At 75.4% G+C, this 18132-nt stretch carries 2 protein-coding genes; both read right to left on the reverse strand.

Annotated features, from left to right (window positions below; genetic code table 11):
- A partial coding sequence (locus tag AQI95_RS43440) for a type I polyketide synthase (RefSeq protein ID WP_107121927.1) occupies positions 1–15358 on the reverse strand: 15358 nt, incomplete at its 3' end.
- Positions 15359–15403: 45 nt separating this feature from the next.
- On the reverse strand, positions 15404–18132 hold a 2729-nt coding region (locus AQI95_RS43445; protein WP_159056752.1), incomplete at its 5' end, for an SDR family NAD(P)-dependent oxidoreductase.

The following is an 18132-nucleotide window of genomic DNA, read 5'->3' on the forward strand; positions in this document are numbered from 1 at the left end:
AGTCCCGGGTCAGGTCCGGCGCGGTGTCGAGCTGGTCCCCGCTCATGGCACGCAGGGCCAGTCCGGCGACCGAGGCGACCGGTGCTCCGGACGCGTCGGCCAGGGTGAGCTCGACCTCGCCGTTCCGGGCGGCGGTCAGGCGGACACGGAGCTCGGAGGCCCCCACCGCGTACAGCGCGACACCGGACCAGGAGAACGGGAGCCGTCCTTCCGCGCCCGCGGTGTCCGCGGTGCCGCCCAGTCCGAGGGCGTGCAGGGCTGCGTCGAGCAGGGCCGGGTGGAGGCCGAAGCGGGAGGCGTCGTCAGCAGCGCCCTCGGGGAGGGCCACCTCGGCGTAGTAGGTGCCGTCCTGCTGCCAGGCTGCGCGCAGGCCCTGGAACACCGGGCCGTAGCCGAAGCCGGAGTCCGCGAGGCCCTCGTACAGACCGTCCACCGGGACGGGCTCCGCTCCGGTCGGCGGCCAGTCGGTCAGGCTCTGCGGGGCCTGGTCCGCCCCGGTCGCGAGCGCGCCGACGGCATGCCGTGTCCACGGGGTGTCCGGGTCCGCGTCCTCGGGGCGGGAGTGGAGGGCGAGGCTGCGGCGGCGGCCCGACAGGTCGGGCGCGCCGATGGAGAGTCGCAGCTGCACGGCGCCGTGCTCGGGGAGCACCAACGGGGCTTCCAGCGTGAGTTCGTCGACGAGGTCGCAGCCGACGTGCTCTCCGGCCTGGAGGGCCAGCTCGACGAAGGCCGTGCCGGGCAGGAGAACCGAGCCCATGACCCGGTGGTCACCGAGCCAGGGGTGGGTGGACAGGGAGAGCCGGCCGGTGAACAGGTGGCCGTCGGAGTCGGGGAGCTGGACGGCGGCGCCGAGCAGCGGGTGGTGGGCGGCGCCGAGTCCGGCGGCGGTGACGTCGCCGTCGGTGCGGCCGGCGTCGAGCCAGTAGACGGCGCGCTGGAAGGCGTACGTCGGCAGGTCCACGCGGGCGGCGCCCAGCGGGGCGTAGTACGCCTGCCAGTCGACGGAGGCTCCGCGGACGTGGGCGGTGGCGAGCGCCGTGAGCAGCCTCTCCGCCTCGGGGCGGTCCTTGCGGAGGGCGGGGGCGAAGGCAGCGCCCTCGGCGGTGGTGCAGTCCTGGGCGAGGGCCGACAGCACGCCGTCGGGGCCGAGTTCGAGGTACGTGGTCACGCCCGCGGCCTCCAGGACCCGGACACCGTCGAGGAAGCGGACGGCCTCCCGGACGTGGCGGACCCAGAACTCGGCCGAGCCCATCTCGTCGGTGACGGGGGCGCCGGTCAGGTTCGACACGACCGGGATGCGCGGAGCGGCGTACGTCAGGGACTCGGCCACCTCGCGGAAGGCGTCGAGCATGCCGTCCATGTGCGGCGAGTGGAAGGCGTGGCTGACGGTGAGCCGCTTGGTCTTGCGGTCGCCGAAGGACGCCGCCACCGCGAGCGCGGCGTCCTCGTCGCCCGCGATCACGACCGAAGTCGGCCCGTTGACCGCGGCGATGCTCACCCGCTCGGTCAGCAACGGCAGGACCTCGTCCTCCGACGCCTGCATCGCGATCATCACACCACCCGACGGCAGCGCCTGCATCAGACGCCCACGGGCGGCCACCAGCGTGCAGGCGTCCGCCAGCGACACGACACCCGCCACATGCGCGGCGGCGATCTCACCGACGGAATGACCGCAGAGGAAGTCCGGCTTCACACCCCACGACTCCAGCAACCGGAACAGCGCCACCTCGACCGCGAACAACGCCGGCTGCGCATACTCCGTACGGTCCAGAACGGCCGCGTCGTCGCCGAACAGCACCTCCTTCAACGGCAGTTCGAGCGACATCCCCGCACACACCGCGTCCAGCGCCGCCGCGAACACCGGGAAGGCGTCGTACAGCTCACGCCCCGCCCCCAGCCGCTGGCTGCCCTGCCCCGTGAACAGGAAGGCCAGCTTCTCCCCCGTCGCCGGCTGAGTCCCCCGGACCAGTCCGGCCGCCGAGCGGCTCTCCGCGAGGGCCTTCAGGCCGGTCCGGAAGCCGTCGAGGTCGGCGGCGACCACGGTGGCGCGGTGCTCGAAGACGGCGCGGGTGGTGACAAGCGCGTGGCCGATGTCGGCGGGCTTCGCCTCCGGGTGGGCCTCCAGATGGGTCAGGAGCCGCTCGCCCTGGGCACGCAGGGCCTCGGGCGTACGGGCGGACAGGTGCCAGGGCAGCGCCACCGGGGCCGAGGGGGCCGGGGCCACTGCGTCGTCGGTGGCAGCCGGGGTGCCGGCGGACTCCGGGAGTTCGATGATGGCGTGGGCGTTGGTGCCGCTCATGCCGAAGGACGAGACGCCCGCACGGCGCGGCCGTCCGGTCTCCGGCCATGCCATCGGCTCCGTGAGCAGCGAGACCGCGCCCGCCGACCAGTCGACGTGCGGGGACGGCGCGTCGACGTGGAGGGTCCGGGGCAGGACGCCGTGGCGCATGGCCTCGACCATCTTGATGACGCCCGCGACACCGGCGGCGGCCTGGGTGTGGCCGAAGTTGGACTTGATGGACCCGAGCCACAGCGGGGTGTCCGTGGGGCGGTCCTGGCCGTAGGTGGCCAGCAGCGCCTGGGCCTCGATGGGGTCGCCGAGCCGCGTGCCCGTGCCGTGGGCCTCCACGGCGTCGACGTCGGCGGTGGTCAGGCCGGCGTTGGCGAGGGCCTGGCGGATGACCCGCTGCTGGGCGGGGCCGTTCGGCGCCGTCAGGCCGTTGCTCGCCCCGTCCTGGTTGACGGCGGTGCCGCGGACGACTGCCAGGACCCGGTGGCCGTTCCGGCGGGCGTCGGAGAGGCGTTCGACGAGGAGCATGCCGACGCCCTCGCCCCACGCGGTGCCGTCGGCGGCGGCCGCGAAGGGCTTGCAGCGGCCGTCGGCGGCGAGGCCGCGCTGGCGGCTGAACTCGGTGAAGACGTCGGGGGTGGTGATGATCGTGACGCCGCCCGCGAGGGCGAGGGTGCACTCCCCGGCGCGCAGGGCCTGCGCAGCGAGGTGCAGGGCGACCAGCGAGGACGAGCAGGCGGTGTCGACGGTGACAGCCGGGCCCTCGAAGCCGAAGGTGTAGGAGACGCGGCCGGAGGCGATGCTGCTGGAGCCGCCGGTGCCGAGGTAGCCCTCGACACCCTCGGGGACGGTGTTCAGGCGCGACACGTAGTCGTTGTGCATCTGGCCGACGAAGACGCCGACCTGCTGTCCGCGCAGGCCCGTCGGGTCGATCCCGGCCCGTTCGAAGGCCTCCCAGGAGGTCTCCAGCAGCAGTCGCTGCTGCGGGTCCATGGCGAGGGCCTCGCGGGGGTTGATCCCGAAGAACGCGGGGTCGAAGTGATGGGCGTCGTAGAAGAAGCCGCCCTCTCGGGCGTACGACGTGCCCGGGTTGTCGGGGTCCGGGTCGTACAGCGACTCGGTGTCCCAGCCGCGGTCGGCGGGAAGGTGGGCGATGCCGTCGCGGCCCTCTGCGAGCAGTTCCCACAGGTCCTCGGGGCTGCGGACGTCGCCGGGGAAGCGGCAGCTCATGGCGACGATGGCGATGGGGTCGTCGAAGTCGGCGGTGCCGCCGGGTCCGGCGGGGTGCCGCGGGAGGGCGGCGGCCGCGGCGGCGGCCTCGGAGCCGAGGAGTTCGTCCCTGAGGTAGGCGGCGAGGACCGTCGGGTTGGGGTAGTCGAAGACGAGGGTGGCGGGCAGGCGGACCCCGGCGGTAGCGCCGAGCCGGTTGCGGAACTCGACGGCGGTCAGGGAGTCGAAGCCGAGGTCCTTGAAGGCGCGGCCGGGTTCGACGGCGTCGGGGGTGGCATGGCCGAGGACGGCGGCGACCTCGTCGCGTACGAGGTCCAGCAGGAGGGCGTCGCGCTCGTTCCCGGGCAGTCGTACGAGCCGTTCGACGAGCGGGGTTCCGGTGCCCGTGGCGGTGGCCTCGACGGCCCGGCGGGCCGTGGTGCGCACGAGGCCGCGCAGCAGTGCCGGGACCATGCTCGCGTCGGCCTGGCGCAGCGGGGCCAGGTCGAGCTGCATGGGCACGAGGTGGGCGTCGCCGATGCGGTGGGCGGTGTCGAGGAGGGCCAGGCCTTCCTCGGAGGACAGGCCGAGGACGCCGGAGCGCGTCATGCGGTCCTTGTCGGCGGCGTCCAGTTCGCCGGTCATGCCGCTGGCGTCGGCCCACAGGCCCCAGCCGAGGGAGGTGCCGGGCAGGCCGTGGGCGTGGCGGTGGCGGGCGAGGGCGTCGAGGAAGACGTTCGCGGCGGCGTAGTTGGCCTGGCCGGCGCCGCCGAAGGTGCCGGCGGCGGAGGAGAAGAGGACGAAGTCGGCCAGGTCGAGGTTGCGGGTCAGCTCGTGGAGGTGGAGCGCGGCGTCGGCCTTGGGCCGCAGGACGGTGTCGAGCCGCTCGGGGGTGAGGGCCGTGGTGATGCCGTCGTCGAGGACGCCGGCGGTGTGGACGACGGCGGTCAGCGGGTGCTCGGCGGGGATGCCGGCGACGAGGGCGGCGAGCGCGTCGCGGTCGGCGGCGTCGCAGGCGGCGACGGTGACATCGGCGCCCAGCGCGCGCAGCTCGGCGGCGAGTTCGGCGGCTCCGGCGGCGGCTTCGCCGCGACGGCTGGTCAGGATCAGGCGGCGGGCGCCGCGGACGGTGACGGCGTGGCGGGCGACGAGGGCGCCCAGGGTGCCGGTGCCGCCGGTGATGAGGACGGTGCCCTGGGGGTCCCACTCGGAGGGCACGGTGAGGACGATCTTGCCGGTGTGTCGGGCCTGGCTGAGGTAGCGGAAGGCCTCGGGGGCCTGGCGCAGGTCCCAGGAGGAGACCGGGATGGGGCGCAGTGCGCCGGATTCGAAGAGGCCGAGGAGGGCGGTGAGCATCTCCTGGATGCGGTCGAGACCGGCCTCCGTGAGGTCGAAGGCCTGGTAGGTGACGCCGGGGTGGGCGGCTGCGACGTCCTGCGGGTCGCGGACGTCGGTCTTGCCCATCTCGACGAAGCGTCCGCCGCGCGGCAGCAGCCGCAGCGAGGCGTCGACGAACTCGCGGGCCAGGGAGTCGAGGACGACGTCGACGCCGCGGCCGCCGGTGGCGGTGCGGAAGGTGTCCTCGAAGTCGAGGGTGCGGGAGGAGGCGATCCGGTCGTCGGTCAGGCCGAGTCCGCGCAGGGTGTCCCACTTGGCGGGGCTGGCGGTTGCGTACACGTCGGCGCCCCAGTGGCGGGCCAGCTGGACGGCGGCCATGCCGACGCCGCCGGCAGCGGCGTGCACGAGGAGGGTTTCGCCCTCGCGCAGGCCGGCGAGGTCGTGCAGGGCGTAGTAGGCGGTCATGAAGACGATCGGTACGGCCGCGGCGTCGGCGAAGGACCAGCCCTCGGGCATCGGGGCGATCATGCGGCGGTCGACGACGGCGAGCGGGCCGAACGCGCCGGGCAGCATGCCCATGACGCGGTCCCCCGGTGCGAGGTCGGTGACGCCGGGCCCGGTCTCCAGGACGGTGCCGGCGCCCTCGGAGCCCATGAGGCCGGGGTCGCCGGGGTACATGCCGAGGGCGTTGAGTACGTCGCGGAAGTTGAGGCCGGCGGCGCGGACGGCGACGCGGACCTGGCCGGGCTCCAGCGGGGCCTCGGACTCGGGGCTGGGCAGGAAGGCGAGATTGTCGAGGGTGCCCTTGTCCTGGATGTCCATGCGCCAGGCGGAGCCGTCGGCGGGCGGGGTCAGCGGCGTGGTGGCCGGGACCCGGGCGAGGCGGGGGGCGTGGACGGTGCCGCGGCGGACGGCGAACTGCGGCTCGCCGGTGGCGAGGGCCGCTGCCAGGAGGGTGCCGTCGGCGGTGGTGCCGTCGAGGTCGGCGAGGACGAACCGGTCGGGGTTCTCGGACTGCGCGGAGCGGACCAGGCCCCAGACGGGGGCGTGGGCCGGGTCGATGAGGTCCCAGTCGCCGTGGGTGGCGACGGCGCCCCGGGTGACGAGCACCAGGCGGGAGGCGGCGAAGCGGTCGTCGGCGAGCCATCCCTGGACGAGGGCGAGGGCCCGGTGGGAGGCGGCGCGGACCGCGTCGGGCGTGAGCGCGGCCCCGGAGTCGGGGGCGGCCGGGCAGGGGGCGAGGACGTACGGGGGCAGGGGTGCGCCCGCGTCGAGGGCGGCGGCGAGCTCCGCGAGACCGGCGTACGCGCGGCCCTGGTCCGGCAGGCCGTCGCCGATGCCGAGGACGGCCCAGCCGTCACCGGGGGCGGCGTCCTGTGCGGTGGCGGGCAGCGGGAGGGTGGCCCATTCGACGCGGAACAGCGACTCGTGGTGCGCGGTGCGCGCGGGGCCCGCGAGGCGGTCGGCGGAGACGGGCCGGACCCGGAGCTGCTCGACGGCGGCGACGGGTGCGCCCGTGGTGTCGGCCAGTTCGAGGGTGAGGAGGTCGTCGCCGTCGGGGGTGAGGCGGACGCGCAGCGCGGCGGCGCCGACGGCGTGCAGGGACACGCCGCGCCAGGAGAACGGCAGTCCGGCCTGGCGGTCGGTGCCGGCCGGCTGGACGAAGGTGGCGTGCAGGGCGGCGTCGAGGAGGGCGGGGTGCAGAGCGAACCGGGTGGCTTCGGCGTGCCGGTCCTCGGGGAGGGCGACCTCGGCGTAGACGTCGTCGTCGAGGGTCCAGGCGGCGCGCAGGCCCTGGAAGACGGGGCCGTACGCGAATCCGCCCTGGGCGAGGTGCTCGTACAGGCCGTCGACGGAGACGGGCTCGGCGCCGGCCGGGGGCCAGGCGGCGAGGTCGAAAGCGGGCCGGGGGGCGCCGGTGGCGAGGATGCCGGTGGCGTGCCGGGTCCAGGGGTCGTCGTCGGCGGCGTCGGGGTCGCCGGAGTAGAGGTCGAGGGTGCGGCGGCCGTCCCGGTCGGGGGCGCCGACCACGATCTGCAGGCGGACCGCGGCGTGCGGGCCGAGGACGAGGGGGGCTTCGAGGGTGAGCTCTTCCAGCAGATCGCAGCCGGCCTGGTCGCCCGCGCGGACGGCGAGTTCGACGAAGGCGGTGCCGGGCAGGAGCACGGTGCCCATGACCGCGTGGTCGGCGAGCCAGGGATGGGTGTCGAGGGAGAGCCGTCCGGTGAACAGGAAGCCCTCGCCGTCGGCGAGCGGGACGGCGGCGCCGAGCAGCGGGTGGTGGGCGGCGCCAAGACCGGCCGATTCGACGTCGCCGATGAATCCGGCGGGGGCCTCCAGCCAGAACCGGCGGCGCTGGAAGGCGTAGGTCGGCAGGCTGGTGCGGCGGGCGCCGGTGGTGGCGAAGCAGGCGGTCCAGTCGACCGGGACGCCACGGGTGTGGACGGCGGCGACCGCGGCGGCGAGGGCCTCGGTCTCGCCGCGGTCGCGGCGCAGGGCCGGGACGAAGACGGCGTCGGGGGTGGTGGCGCTGTCGGTGTCGGTGTCGGTTTCGGTGAGGCAGTCGCGGCCGAGTCCGGACAGCACGCCCTGCGGGCCGAGTTCGAGGTAGGTGGTGACGTGCTCGGCGTCGAGGGTGCGGATGCCGTCGAGGAAGCGGACGGGTTCGCGGACGTGGGCGACCCAGTGCTCGGGGGTGCGCAGGGCGTCGCCCGCGATCTCGCCGGTGAGGTGGGTGACGACGGGGATGACGGGCGGGTGGTAGGTGAGGGAGGCTGCGACGTCGCGGAAGGCGTCGAGCATGCCGTCCATCAGCGGGGAGTGGAAGGCGTGGCTGACGGTGAGCCGCTTGGTGCGCCGGCCGCGCGCCTCGAAGGCGGCGGCGATCTCCAGCGCGACGGTCTCGTCGCCGGAGACGACCACGGAGGAGGCGGAGTTGACGGCGGCGATGCCGATGCGGTCCTCGTGGCCGGCCAGCAGCGGCCGGACCTCGTCCTCGGTGGCGGTGAGTGCGATCATCGCACCGCCTTCGGGGAGGGCTTCCATCAGGCGGCCGCGGGCGGCGACGAGGGCGGCTGCGTCGGTCAGGGTGAGGATGCCCGCGGCGTGCGCGGCGGTGATCTCGCCGATGGAGTGGCCGGCGACGAAGTCGGGGCGTACGCCCCAGGACTCGACGAGCCGGTAGAGGGCGGTCTCCAGGGCGAACAGGGCAGGCTGGGTGGTGCCGGTCCGGTCCAGGAGCGTCCCGTCCTCGGCGAACAGGGCCTCCTTGAGGGGGTGTTCGAGGTGCGGGTCCAGGGCGGCGCACGCCTCGTCGAGGGCGGCGGCGAAGACGGGGTGGGCGGCGTACAGCTCGCGGCCCATGCCGGGGCGCTGGCTGCCCTGTCCGGTGAAGAGGACGGCGAGGCGGCCGTCGGCGGTGTCGTGCCGGACCAGCCCGGCGGCGTCGCGGCCCTCGGCGAGGGCGGTGAGGCCGGCGAGGAGCTGTTCGCGGTCGGTGGCGACGACGGCGGCCCGCCGGTCCAGGGCGGTACGGGTGGTGGCGAGGGAGAACGCCACGTCGGCGAGGGCGTCCCCGGGGCGGTCGGCGAGGTGGGCGGCGAGGCGGGTGGCCTGGGCGCGCAGCGCGTCGGGGGTGCGGCCGGAGAGGACGAACGGCAGTACGGCACCGGTGGCGGCGGCCGGGGCGGCGTCGGCCCGGTCCTCGTCGGCCCCGTCCTCGTCGGCGGGCGGCTGCTCGATGATGACGTGCGCGTTGGTGCCGCTGACGCCGAAGGAGGAGATGCCCGCGCGGCGCGGCCGGCCGGTCTCGGGCCATTCCGCCCGCTCGGTCAGGAGCGAGACGGCGCCGGCGGTCCAGTCGATGTGCGGGGACGGCTCGCCGATGTGCAGGGAGGCGGGCAGGACGCCGTACTGCATCGCCTGGACCATCTTGATGATGCCCGCGGCACCGGCGGCGGCCTGCGTGTGGCCGATGTTGGACTTGATGGAGCCCAGGCGCAGCGGCCGCTCCTCGGGGCGGTCCTGGCCGTAGGTGGCGAGCAGGGCCTGGGCCTCGATGGGGTCGCCGAGGGTGGTGCCGGTGCCGTGGGCCTCGACGGCGTCGACGTCGGCGGTGGTCAGCCCGGCCTGGGCGAGGGCCTCGCGGATGACCCGCTGCTGGGAGGGCCCGTTGGGAGCGGTGAGGCCGTTGGAGGCGCCGTCCTGGTTGACGGCGGTGCCGCGGACGACGGCGAGGACGGGGTGGCCGTTGCGGCGGGCGTCGGAGAGCCGCTCGACGAGGATCATGCCCGCGCCCTCGGCCCAGCCGGTGCCGTCGGCGTCGGCGGAGAAGGACTTGCAGCGGCCGTCGGTGGACAGGCCCCGCTGGCGGCTGAAGTCGATGAAGGTGTCCGGGGTGGACATGACGGTGACGCCGCCGGCCAGGGCCATGTCGCACTCGCCGCTGCGCAGGGCCTGCGCGGCCAGGTGCAGGGCGACGAGGGAGGAGGAGCAGGCCGTGTCGATGGTGACGGCCGGGCCCTCCAGGCCGAAGGTGTAGGAGATGCGGCCGGAGGCGACGCTGCCCGCGGTGCCGGTGCCGAGGTAGCCCTCCAGGCCCTCGGGGACGGCGGGGAGGCGGGTCAGGTAGTCGTGGTACATGACGCCCGCGAAGACGCCGGTGCGGCTGCCGCGCAGCGAGGCGGGGTCCATGCCGGCCCGCTCGAAGGCCTCCCAGGAGGTCTCCAGCAGGAGCCGCTGGTGCGGGTCCATGGCCAGGGCTTCACGGGGGTTGATGCCGAAGACGTCGGGGTCGAAGTCGGCGGCGTCGTGCAGGAAGCCGCCCTCGCGGGTGTACGAGGTCCCGGCGCGGCCGGGGTCGGAGTCGTACAGCGCGTCCAGGTTCCAGCCGCGGTCGGCCGGGAAGGGCGAGACGGCGTCGACGGAGTCGGCGACGAGCCGCCACAGCTCCTCGGGGGTGGTGACCCCGCCGGGGTAGCGGCAGGCCATGGCGACGATCGCGATGGGCTCGTCGGCGACGGCCGGGACGTGGACGGGGGTGCCGGCGCCCGCGGGGGCCGCCTGGTCGCCGAGGAGTTCGGTCCGCAGGAACGCGGCGAGGGCGTTCGGCGTGGGGTAGTCGAAGACGAGGGTGGCGGGCAGCCGGACGCCGGTGGCGGAGCCGAGGCGGTTGCGCAGTTCGACGGCGGTGAGCGAGTCGAAGCCGAGTTCCTTGAAGGCCCGGCCGGGGTCGACGGCGTCGGGGCCGGGGAAGCCGAGGACGGCGGCGACCTGGACGCGGACGGTGGCCAGCAGCAGCCGGTCGCGTTCGGGGACGGTCAGCGGGAGCAGCCGCTCGGCGAGCCCGTCGGCGGGCGTGGCGCCCTGGGCGGCGGCGGTGCGGCGGGCGGCGGGCCGGACCAGGCCGCGCAGCAGCGGCGGGACCGTGCTCGCGTCGGCCTGGCGCAGCCCGGCCAGGTCCAGGTGCATGGGGACGGCGGTGGCCTCGCCGGTCTCGCGGGCGGTGTCCATGAGGGCGAGGCCCTCGGCGGAGGACAGCGCGGCGACTCCGGCGCGGGAGATCCGCTCCAGGTCTGTGTCGGCGAGGTCGCCGGTCATGCCGCTGCGCTCGGCCCACAGGCCCCAGGCGAGCGCGGTGGCGGGCAGGCCCTCGGCGCGGCGGCGCTGGGCGAGGGCGTCGAGGAAGGTGTTGGCGGCGGCGTAGTTGGCCTGTCCGGCGGCGCCGAGGGTGCCGGCGGCGGCGGAGAACAGGACGAACGCGGCGAGGTCGAGTCCACGGGTCAGCTCGTGCAGGTGGACGGCCGCGTCGACCTTGGCGGGCAGGACGTGGTCGATCCGCTCGGGGGTGAGCGCTTCGAGGATGCCGTCGTCGAGGACGCCCGCGGTGTGCACGACGGCGGTCAGCGGGTGCTCGGCCGGTACGGAGGCCAGTACGGCGGAGAGTGCGTCGCGGTCGGCGGCGTCGCAGGCGGCGAGGGTTACCTCGGCGCCCATCGCCCGCAGCTCGGCGAGGAGTTCGGGGGCTCCGGCGGCGGCCTCGCCGCGGCGGCTGGTCAGCAGCAGGCGGCGGACGCCGTGGACGGTGACCAGGTGGCGTGCGACGAGCCCGCCCAGGGTGCCGGTGGCTCCGGTGACGAGGGCGGTGCCGTCGGTGTCGAGCGGGCGGGCCTCGCGGCCCTCGGCGGCGGGGACGGCGGGGACCCGGGCGAGCCGGGGGACGACGGCTCGGCCCTCGCGCAGGGCGAGCTGCGCCTCGTCGGTGGCGAGGGCGGCCGGGAGGGCACGCAGGGATTCGTCGCGGTCGTCGAGGTCGAGCAGGACGAACCGGTCGGGGTGCTCGGACTGGGCGGCGCGCAGCAGGCCCCACACCGGGGCGTGCGCGAGGTCGGCGATGTCGGCCGCGGCGGTGGTGGCGACGGCGTGTCGGGTGACGAACACGAGCCGGGAGGAGGCGAACCGGTCGTCGGCGAGCCAGGCCTGGGCCAGGCCGAGGGCATCGTGCAGGGCGGCGGCGACGGCGGCGGGCAGCTCCGTGTCGACGGGCGTCGGCCCGGCGGACGGCGCGGCGGGGACGGGCACGAGGACGGCCTGCGGGACGGGGGCGCCCGCGTCGACGGCCGCGGCGAGGGCGGCGAGGTCCGGGTGGGCCTTGGCGGTCGGCAGGACGGCCCCGAACCGGGAGGCGATGCCCGTGCCGGAGGCGGCGGCCCCGTCGAGCACGGCCCACTGGCCGGGGGCGACGGTGGTGGCCGCGGGCAGGGCGAACGGGCTCCAGTCGACGCGGAACAGCGCGTCATGGAAGGCGGTGCGGGAGGCGCGTACCTGGTCGGGGGTGACGGGGCGCAGCAGCAGGGCGTCGACGGCGGCGACGGGCGCGCCGGTCTCGTCGGCCAGGTCCACGGAGACGGTGTCGTGTCCGGCGGGGGCGAGGCGGACGCGCAGGGCCCGGGCGCCGACGGCGCGCAGGGTGACGCCGCTCCAGGAGAACGGCAGGCGGCCGTGGTCGGTGTCCTCCAGCAGGGAGCCCATGCCGACGGCGTGCAGGGCGGCGTCCAGCAGGGCGGGGTGCAGGCCGAACAGGGCGGCTTCGGCGTGGGCCTGCTCGGGCAGGCGGACCTCGGCGAAGACCTCCTCGCCGCGCTGCCAGGCACCGGTCAGGCCCTGGAAGACGGGGCCGTAGGCGAATCCGGTGCCGGTGAGGTACTCGTACAGGCCGTCGACGGGCAGGGCGGTGGCGCCCTGCGGCGGCCAGACGGAGAGGTCGCCGCCGGTGCCCCGGTCGGCGCCGGTGGCGGCGGGGGCGAGGAAGCCGGTGGCGTGGCGGGTCCAGGCGCCTTCGCCCCAGGTGTCGTCGGCGGCGTCCTCGGGCCGGGAGTGCAGGGTCAGGGGACGCCGTCCGTCGGTGTCGGGGGCGCCGACGGCGAGCTGGATCTGGACGCCGCCGTGCGGGGGCAGGGCCAGGGGGGCCTGGAGGGTGAGTTCGTCGAGGAGTTCGCAGCCGGTGTGCTCGCCGGCCCGCAGGGCGAGTTCGACGAAGGCGGTGCCGGGCAGCAGCACCGTGTCCATGACCGTGTGATCTGCGATCCACGGGTGGGTGGCGAGGGAGAGGCGCCCGGTGAAGAGGTAGCCGTCGCCGTCGGCGAGTGCGATGGCGGCGCCGAGCAGCGGGTGGTCGGCGGAGCCGATGCCGGCGGCGGTGACGTCGCCGGTCCATGCGGTGGGCGGCTCGGGCCAGTACAGGCCGCGCTGGAAGGCGTACGTGGGCAGGTCGACGCGGGTGGCGGAGCGTCCGGCGAAGACGGCCGGCCAGTCGACGCGGACGCCGTGCGCGTGGGCTCCGGCGACGGCGGCGGCGAACGCGGCCGGCTCGGGGCGGTCGGCGCGCAGCGCGGGGACGAACACGATGTCGTCCCGGCCGGCGAGGCAGTCCTGCGCGAGGGCGGTGAGGACGCCGCCGGGGCCGACCTCGACGAAGGTGGTGACGCCGAGGGCGGCGAGGGCGGCGACGCCGTCGTGGAAGCGGACGGCCTCGCGGACGTGCCGGACCCAGTACTCGGGGGTGCAGATCTCCTCGGCGGTGACGGAGGCACCGGTGAGGTTGGAGACGATCGGGATGACGGGCGGTGCGTAGGTGACGGCTTCGGCGGCCTCGCGGAACGCGCCGAGCATGTCGTCCATGAGCGGCGAGTGGAAGGCGTGGCTGACGGTGAGCCGCTTGGTGCGCCGGCCGCGCGCCTCGAAGGCGGCGGCGATCTCCAGCGCGACGGTCTCGTCGCCGGAGACCACCACGGAGCGGGGGCCGTTGACGGCGGCGATCGAGACGCGGTCGGTCAGGAGCGGGGCGACCTCGTCCTCGGTGGCCTCGACGGCGATCATCGCGCCGCCGGCGGGCAGGGCCTGCATGAGGCGGCCGCGGGCGGCGACGAGGGCCGCCGCGTCGGCGAGGGTCAGTACGCCTGAGACGTGGGCGGCGGCGAGTTCGCCGATGGAGTGCCCGATGAGGAAGTCGGGGGTGACGCCCCACTGTTCGAGCTGGCGGCAGAGGGCGACCTCGACGGCGAACAGGGCAGCCTGGGTGTGGGCGGTCTCGTCGAGGAGGGCCGCCTCGGGGCTTCCTTCGGGGGCGAACAGGACGTCGTACAGGGGGCGTTCGAGGTGGCGGTCGAGTTCGTCGCGGACGGCGTCGAGGGCGCGGGCGAAGCCGGGGTGGGTGGCATACAGTTCGCGGCCCATGCCAGGGCGCTGGCTGCCCTGGCCGGTGAAGAGGAAGGCGGTGTTCCCCTCGGCGACGGCGTCGACGATTCCGCTCGCGGGCTGTTCCCCGGCGGCGAGCGCATCGAGGCCGGTGAGGAGTTCCTCGGGGCCGGTGGCGAAGAGGACGGCACGGCGGTCCAGCGAGGAGCGGCTGGTGGCGAGGGAGTGGCCGAGGTCGGTCAGGGCCGCGGGGTCCGCGGCGAGGGCGGGCTCGGCCCGCAGGTGGGCGGCGAGGCGGGCGGCCTGGGCGCGCAGCCCCTCGTCGCCGTGGCCGGAGACGAGCAGCGGGACCGGGCCGGTGGCGCCCTGCGGGGCGGTCCCGTCCGCGTCCTGCGGGGCGGCCGGCTCGACGGGCGGGGCCTGCTCGATGACGGTGTGGGCGTTGGTGCCGCTGACGCCGAAGGAGGAGATGCCGGCGCGGCGCGGCTGGCCGGTCTCGGGCCACGGCACGGGCCGGGTGAGGAGTTCGACGGAGCCGGTGGTCCAGTCGACGGCGGTGGACGGCCGGTCGACGTGCAGCGATTCCGGCAGGACGCCGTTCTGCATGGCGAGGACCATCTTGATGATGCCCGCGACACCGGCGGCGGCCTGGGTGTGGCCGATGTTGGACTTGATCGAACCCAGCCACAGCGGCCGCCCGTCGGGCCGGTTCTGGCCGTAGGTGGCCAGGATGGCCTGCGCTTCGATGGGGTCGCCGAGCGTCGTGCCGGTGCCGTGCGCCTCGACGGCGTCGACCTGGGCCGAAGTGAGTCCGGCGTTGGTGAGGGCCTGGCGGATGACGCGCTGCTGGGAGGGGCCGTTGGGGGCGGTCAGGCCGTTGGAGGCGCCGTCCTGGTTGATGGCGGAGCCCCGGACGACGGCCAGGACGGGGTGGCCGTTGCGGCGGGCGTCGGAGAGCTTCTCGACGAGGAGCATGCCGACGCCCTCGCCCCAGCCGGTGCCGTCGGCGCCGTCGGCGAACGGCTTGCAGCGGCCGTCGGGGGCGAGTCCGCGCTGCCGGCTGAACTGCACGAACGCACGCGGGCTGGACATGACCGTGACACCGCCGGCGAGGGCCAGGGAGCACTCGCCGCCCCGCAGCGCCTGCACCGCGAGGTGCAGGGCGACGAGGGAGGAGGAGCAGGCGGTGTCGACGGTGACGGCGGGGCCTTCGAGGCCGAAGGTGTAGGAGAGGCGGCCGGAGACGACGCTGGCCGCGTTGCCGGTGAGGAGGTACTGCTCGACGCCCTGGGGGACGCCGTCGCGCAGCAGGTCGGGGTAGTCCTGGCCGTTGGTGCCGATGAACACGCCGGCCTTGCTGCCGCGCAGCGTCGCCGGGTCGATCCCGGCGCGCTCGAAGGTCTCCCAGGACGTCTCCAGCAGCAGGCGCTGCTGCGGGTCCATGCCGAGGGTCTCGCGCGGGCTGATCCCGAAGAACGCGGCGTCGAACTCGCCGGCCCCGTCGAGGAATCCGCCTTCGCGGGTGTACGACGTGCCCCGCTGCTCGGGGTCGGCGTCGTACAGGGACTCGATGTCCCAGCCGCGGTCGGTGGGGAAGTCGGTGATCGCGTCCTTGCTGCCCGCGACCAGCTCCCACAGGTCCTCCGGCGACTGGATGCCGCCGGGGAACCTGCAGGCCATGCCGACGATCGCGATGGGCTCCGGTTCCTGGGACTCGACCTCGCGCAGCCGCTGCCGCGTCTGGTGCAGATCGGCAGTCACCCGCTTCAAGTAGCCGAGGATCTTGTCCTGATCCGACGCCTGACCCGCCATTGGAACCTCACCCATGTTCGTCACAAACCCTTGTGCTGCTACTGCCTGCTGTCCGCTGTGCTAGATCCCGAGCTCGTTCTCGATGAAGTCGAAGAGCTCGTCGGGCGTGGCTTCCTGGAGCTTCTCGGCCACGGCCCCATCGCTCGACTGGGCCTGCGGTTCACCCCATTTCGTCAGGAGGGCCTGCAGGCGCGAGGCGATGTCGGCGCGCGTCTCGCCGTCCGGGTCGAGGACGGACAGCGCGGATTCGAGCTTTTCGAGCTCGGCGATGCCGGGCGCGGCTCCGGTGGAGCCGTCCTGGACGATCTCGGCGCGCAGGAAGTCCGCGAGGACCGCCGGCGTCGGGTGGTCGAAGACCAGCGTCGCCGGGAGCTTGAGTCCGGTGGCCGCGTTCAGTCGGTTGCGCAGCTCCAGCGCGATCAGGGAGTCGAAGCCGAGCTCCTTGAAGGCGCGGCCCGCGCCCACCTCGTCGGTGGTGGGGTGGCCGAGCGCGGTCGCCGCGTGGGACCGGACCAGTTCCAGGACGACGACGGCCTGTTCGGCCTGCGGCATCGCCGACAGCCGGCGGCGCAGGGCCTCGGCCGGGGAACCCTCCGTGCCCGCGTCCGCGGCGGCCGTCGCGCTCTGCGCGAGGCGCCGTACCTCGGGCAGGTCGCCGAGGAACGGGCTGGGCCGTACGGCCGTGTAGCCGGGGGTGAAGCGGTCCCACTGGATGTCGGCGACGGCGACGGCCGCTTCGGCGTGGTCCAGGGCCTGCTGGAGGGCGCGGATCGCGGCACGCGGCGCCATGGCGGGCACGCCGCCGCGGTCGAGCCGCTCCCCGATGACGCCGTCGGCGGCCAGTCCGCTGTCGCCCCAGCGCCCCCAGGCCACGGAGGTCGCGGGCAGGCCGTCGGCGTGCCGCTGCTCGGCGAGGGCGTCGAGGTAGGAGTTGGCGGCCGCGTAGTTGCCCTGGCCCGCGTCGCCGAGGGTGCCGGCGACGCCGGAGAACAGGACGAACGCGGAGAGGCCGAGGTCGCGGGTCAGCTCGTGCAGGGTGAGCGCCGCGTCCGCCTTGGGGGCGAGCACGGTCGCGAACCGCTCGGGGGTCAGCCCGTCGATGACGCCGTCGTCGAGGACTCCGGCGGTGTGCACGACGGCGGTCAGCGGCCGGTCGGCGGGGATGTCGGCGAGGAGCGCGGTGACGGCGTCCCGGTCGGCCATGTCGCAGGCGGCGAGGGTGACTTCGGTGCCGAGCCCGTTCAGTTCCTCGCGCAGTTCGGCCGCGCCGGGGGCCTCGGCGCCGCGGCGGCTGGTGAGGACCAGGTGCTCGGCGCCGTTCTCCGCCAGCCAGCGGGCGACGTGCGTGCCGAGGGCGCCGGTGCCGCCGGTGACCAGGGTCGTCCCGGTCGGCTTCCAGGCGGGCGGGGTCGGGGCGTCGGCGAGCGGGGCGTGGGCCAGGCGCCGGCCGTACAGTCCGGAGGCGCGTACGGCGACCTGGTCCTCGGCGCCGTCACCGGCCAGGACACCGGCGAGCCGGGCGAGGGCCCGGTCGTCGGCCTGCCCGGGCAGGTCGACGAGGCCGCCCCAGCGGTCGGGGAACTCCAGTGCGGCGGTCCGCCCGAAGCCCCATACGAGGGCCTGCGCCGGATCCTGGAGCCGCTCGGAGCGGGCCACGGAGACGGCGCCGCGGGTGACGCACCACAGGGGCGCGGTCACGTCGGCGTCGCCGAGGGCCTGGACGAGGGCGGCGGTGGCCAGGAGCCCGGCGTGCTCGCGGAGGGGGGCGGTGCCGTCCCCGGCGAGGGCGAGGAGCGAGAGGACCCCGTCGGGGTCCTCCGTCCCGTCGAGGGCGGCCTTCAGCGCGTCACGGTCGGCGGCGTCGGTGGCCACGGTGAGGGTACGGACCTCCGCGCCACGGTCGGCGAGGGTGCGCGTCACGGCGGCGGCGGTCTCCGCAGCCGGGCCGGCGAGCGCCTCGGGCACGACGACCAGCCAGGCACCGGAGAGGCGCGCGGTGGCGGCGTCGGCGAGGGCCTTCCAGGTGATGCGGTAGCGCCAGCCGTCGACGGTGGCCTGCTCCTGGCTCTGGCGCCGCCAGGAGGACAGCGCGGGGAGCAGGGCGGTCAGCGGCTGGTCGCCCTCGATGCGCAGTTCGGCGCTGAGCGCGGCGAGGTCCTCGCGTTCGACGGCGTCCCAGAAGCGGGCGTCGACCGCGCTCTCCACGGGGAGGGGCTCCGGCTCGACGGGGGCCGCCTCGGGCCAGAACCGCCGTGCCTGGAAGGCGTAGGTGGGCAGGTCGACCCGGCGGGCACCGGTCCCGGCGAACACCGCCCCCCAGTCCACGGCGACACCGTGGACGTACGCCTCGCCGAGCGAGAGCCAGAACCGCTCCAGACCACCCTCGTTACGCCGCAGCGACCCCAGCACGGCAGCCTCGCGCCCCGCGTCCTCCACCGTCTCCTGCATGCCCACGGTCAGCACGGGGTGCGGGCTGGACTCGACGAAGACCCCGAAGCCCTGCTCCAGCAGCGTGCGGACGGCGTCCTCCAGCTCGACCGTCTGCCGCAGGTTGCGGAACCAGTACCCGGCATCCAGCTCCGGCCCCTTGACCCACTCCCCCGTCACCGTCGACAGGAACGGCACCTCCGCCGCACGCGCACTGACCGGAGCGAGCAGCTCCGCCAGCTCCTCCCGCAACAGATCCACCTGCGCGGAATGAGAGGCATAGTCCACCGCGATCCGCCTGGCCCGGACCCCCTCCGCCTCACAGGCGGCAAGCAACTCCTCCAGAGCCTGCACCTCACCGG

This window comes from Streptomyces yokosukanensis, from assembly GCF_001514035.1.
In the GTDB taxonomy this organism is placed as follows: Bacteria; Actinomycetota; Actinomycetes; order Streptomycetales; family Streptomycetaceae; genus Streptomyces; species Streptomyces yokosukanensis.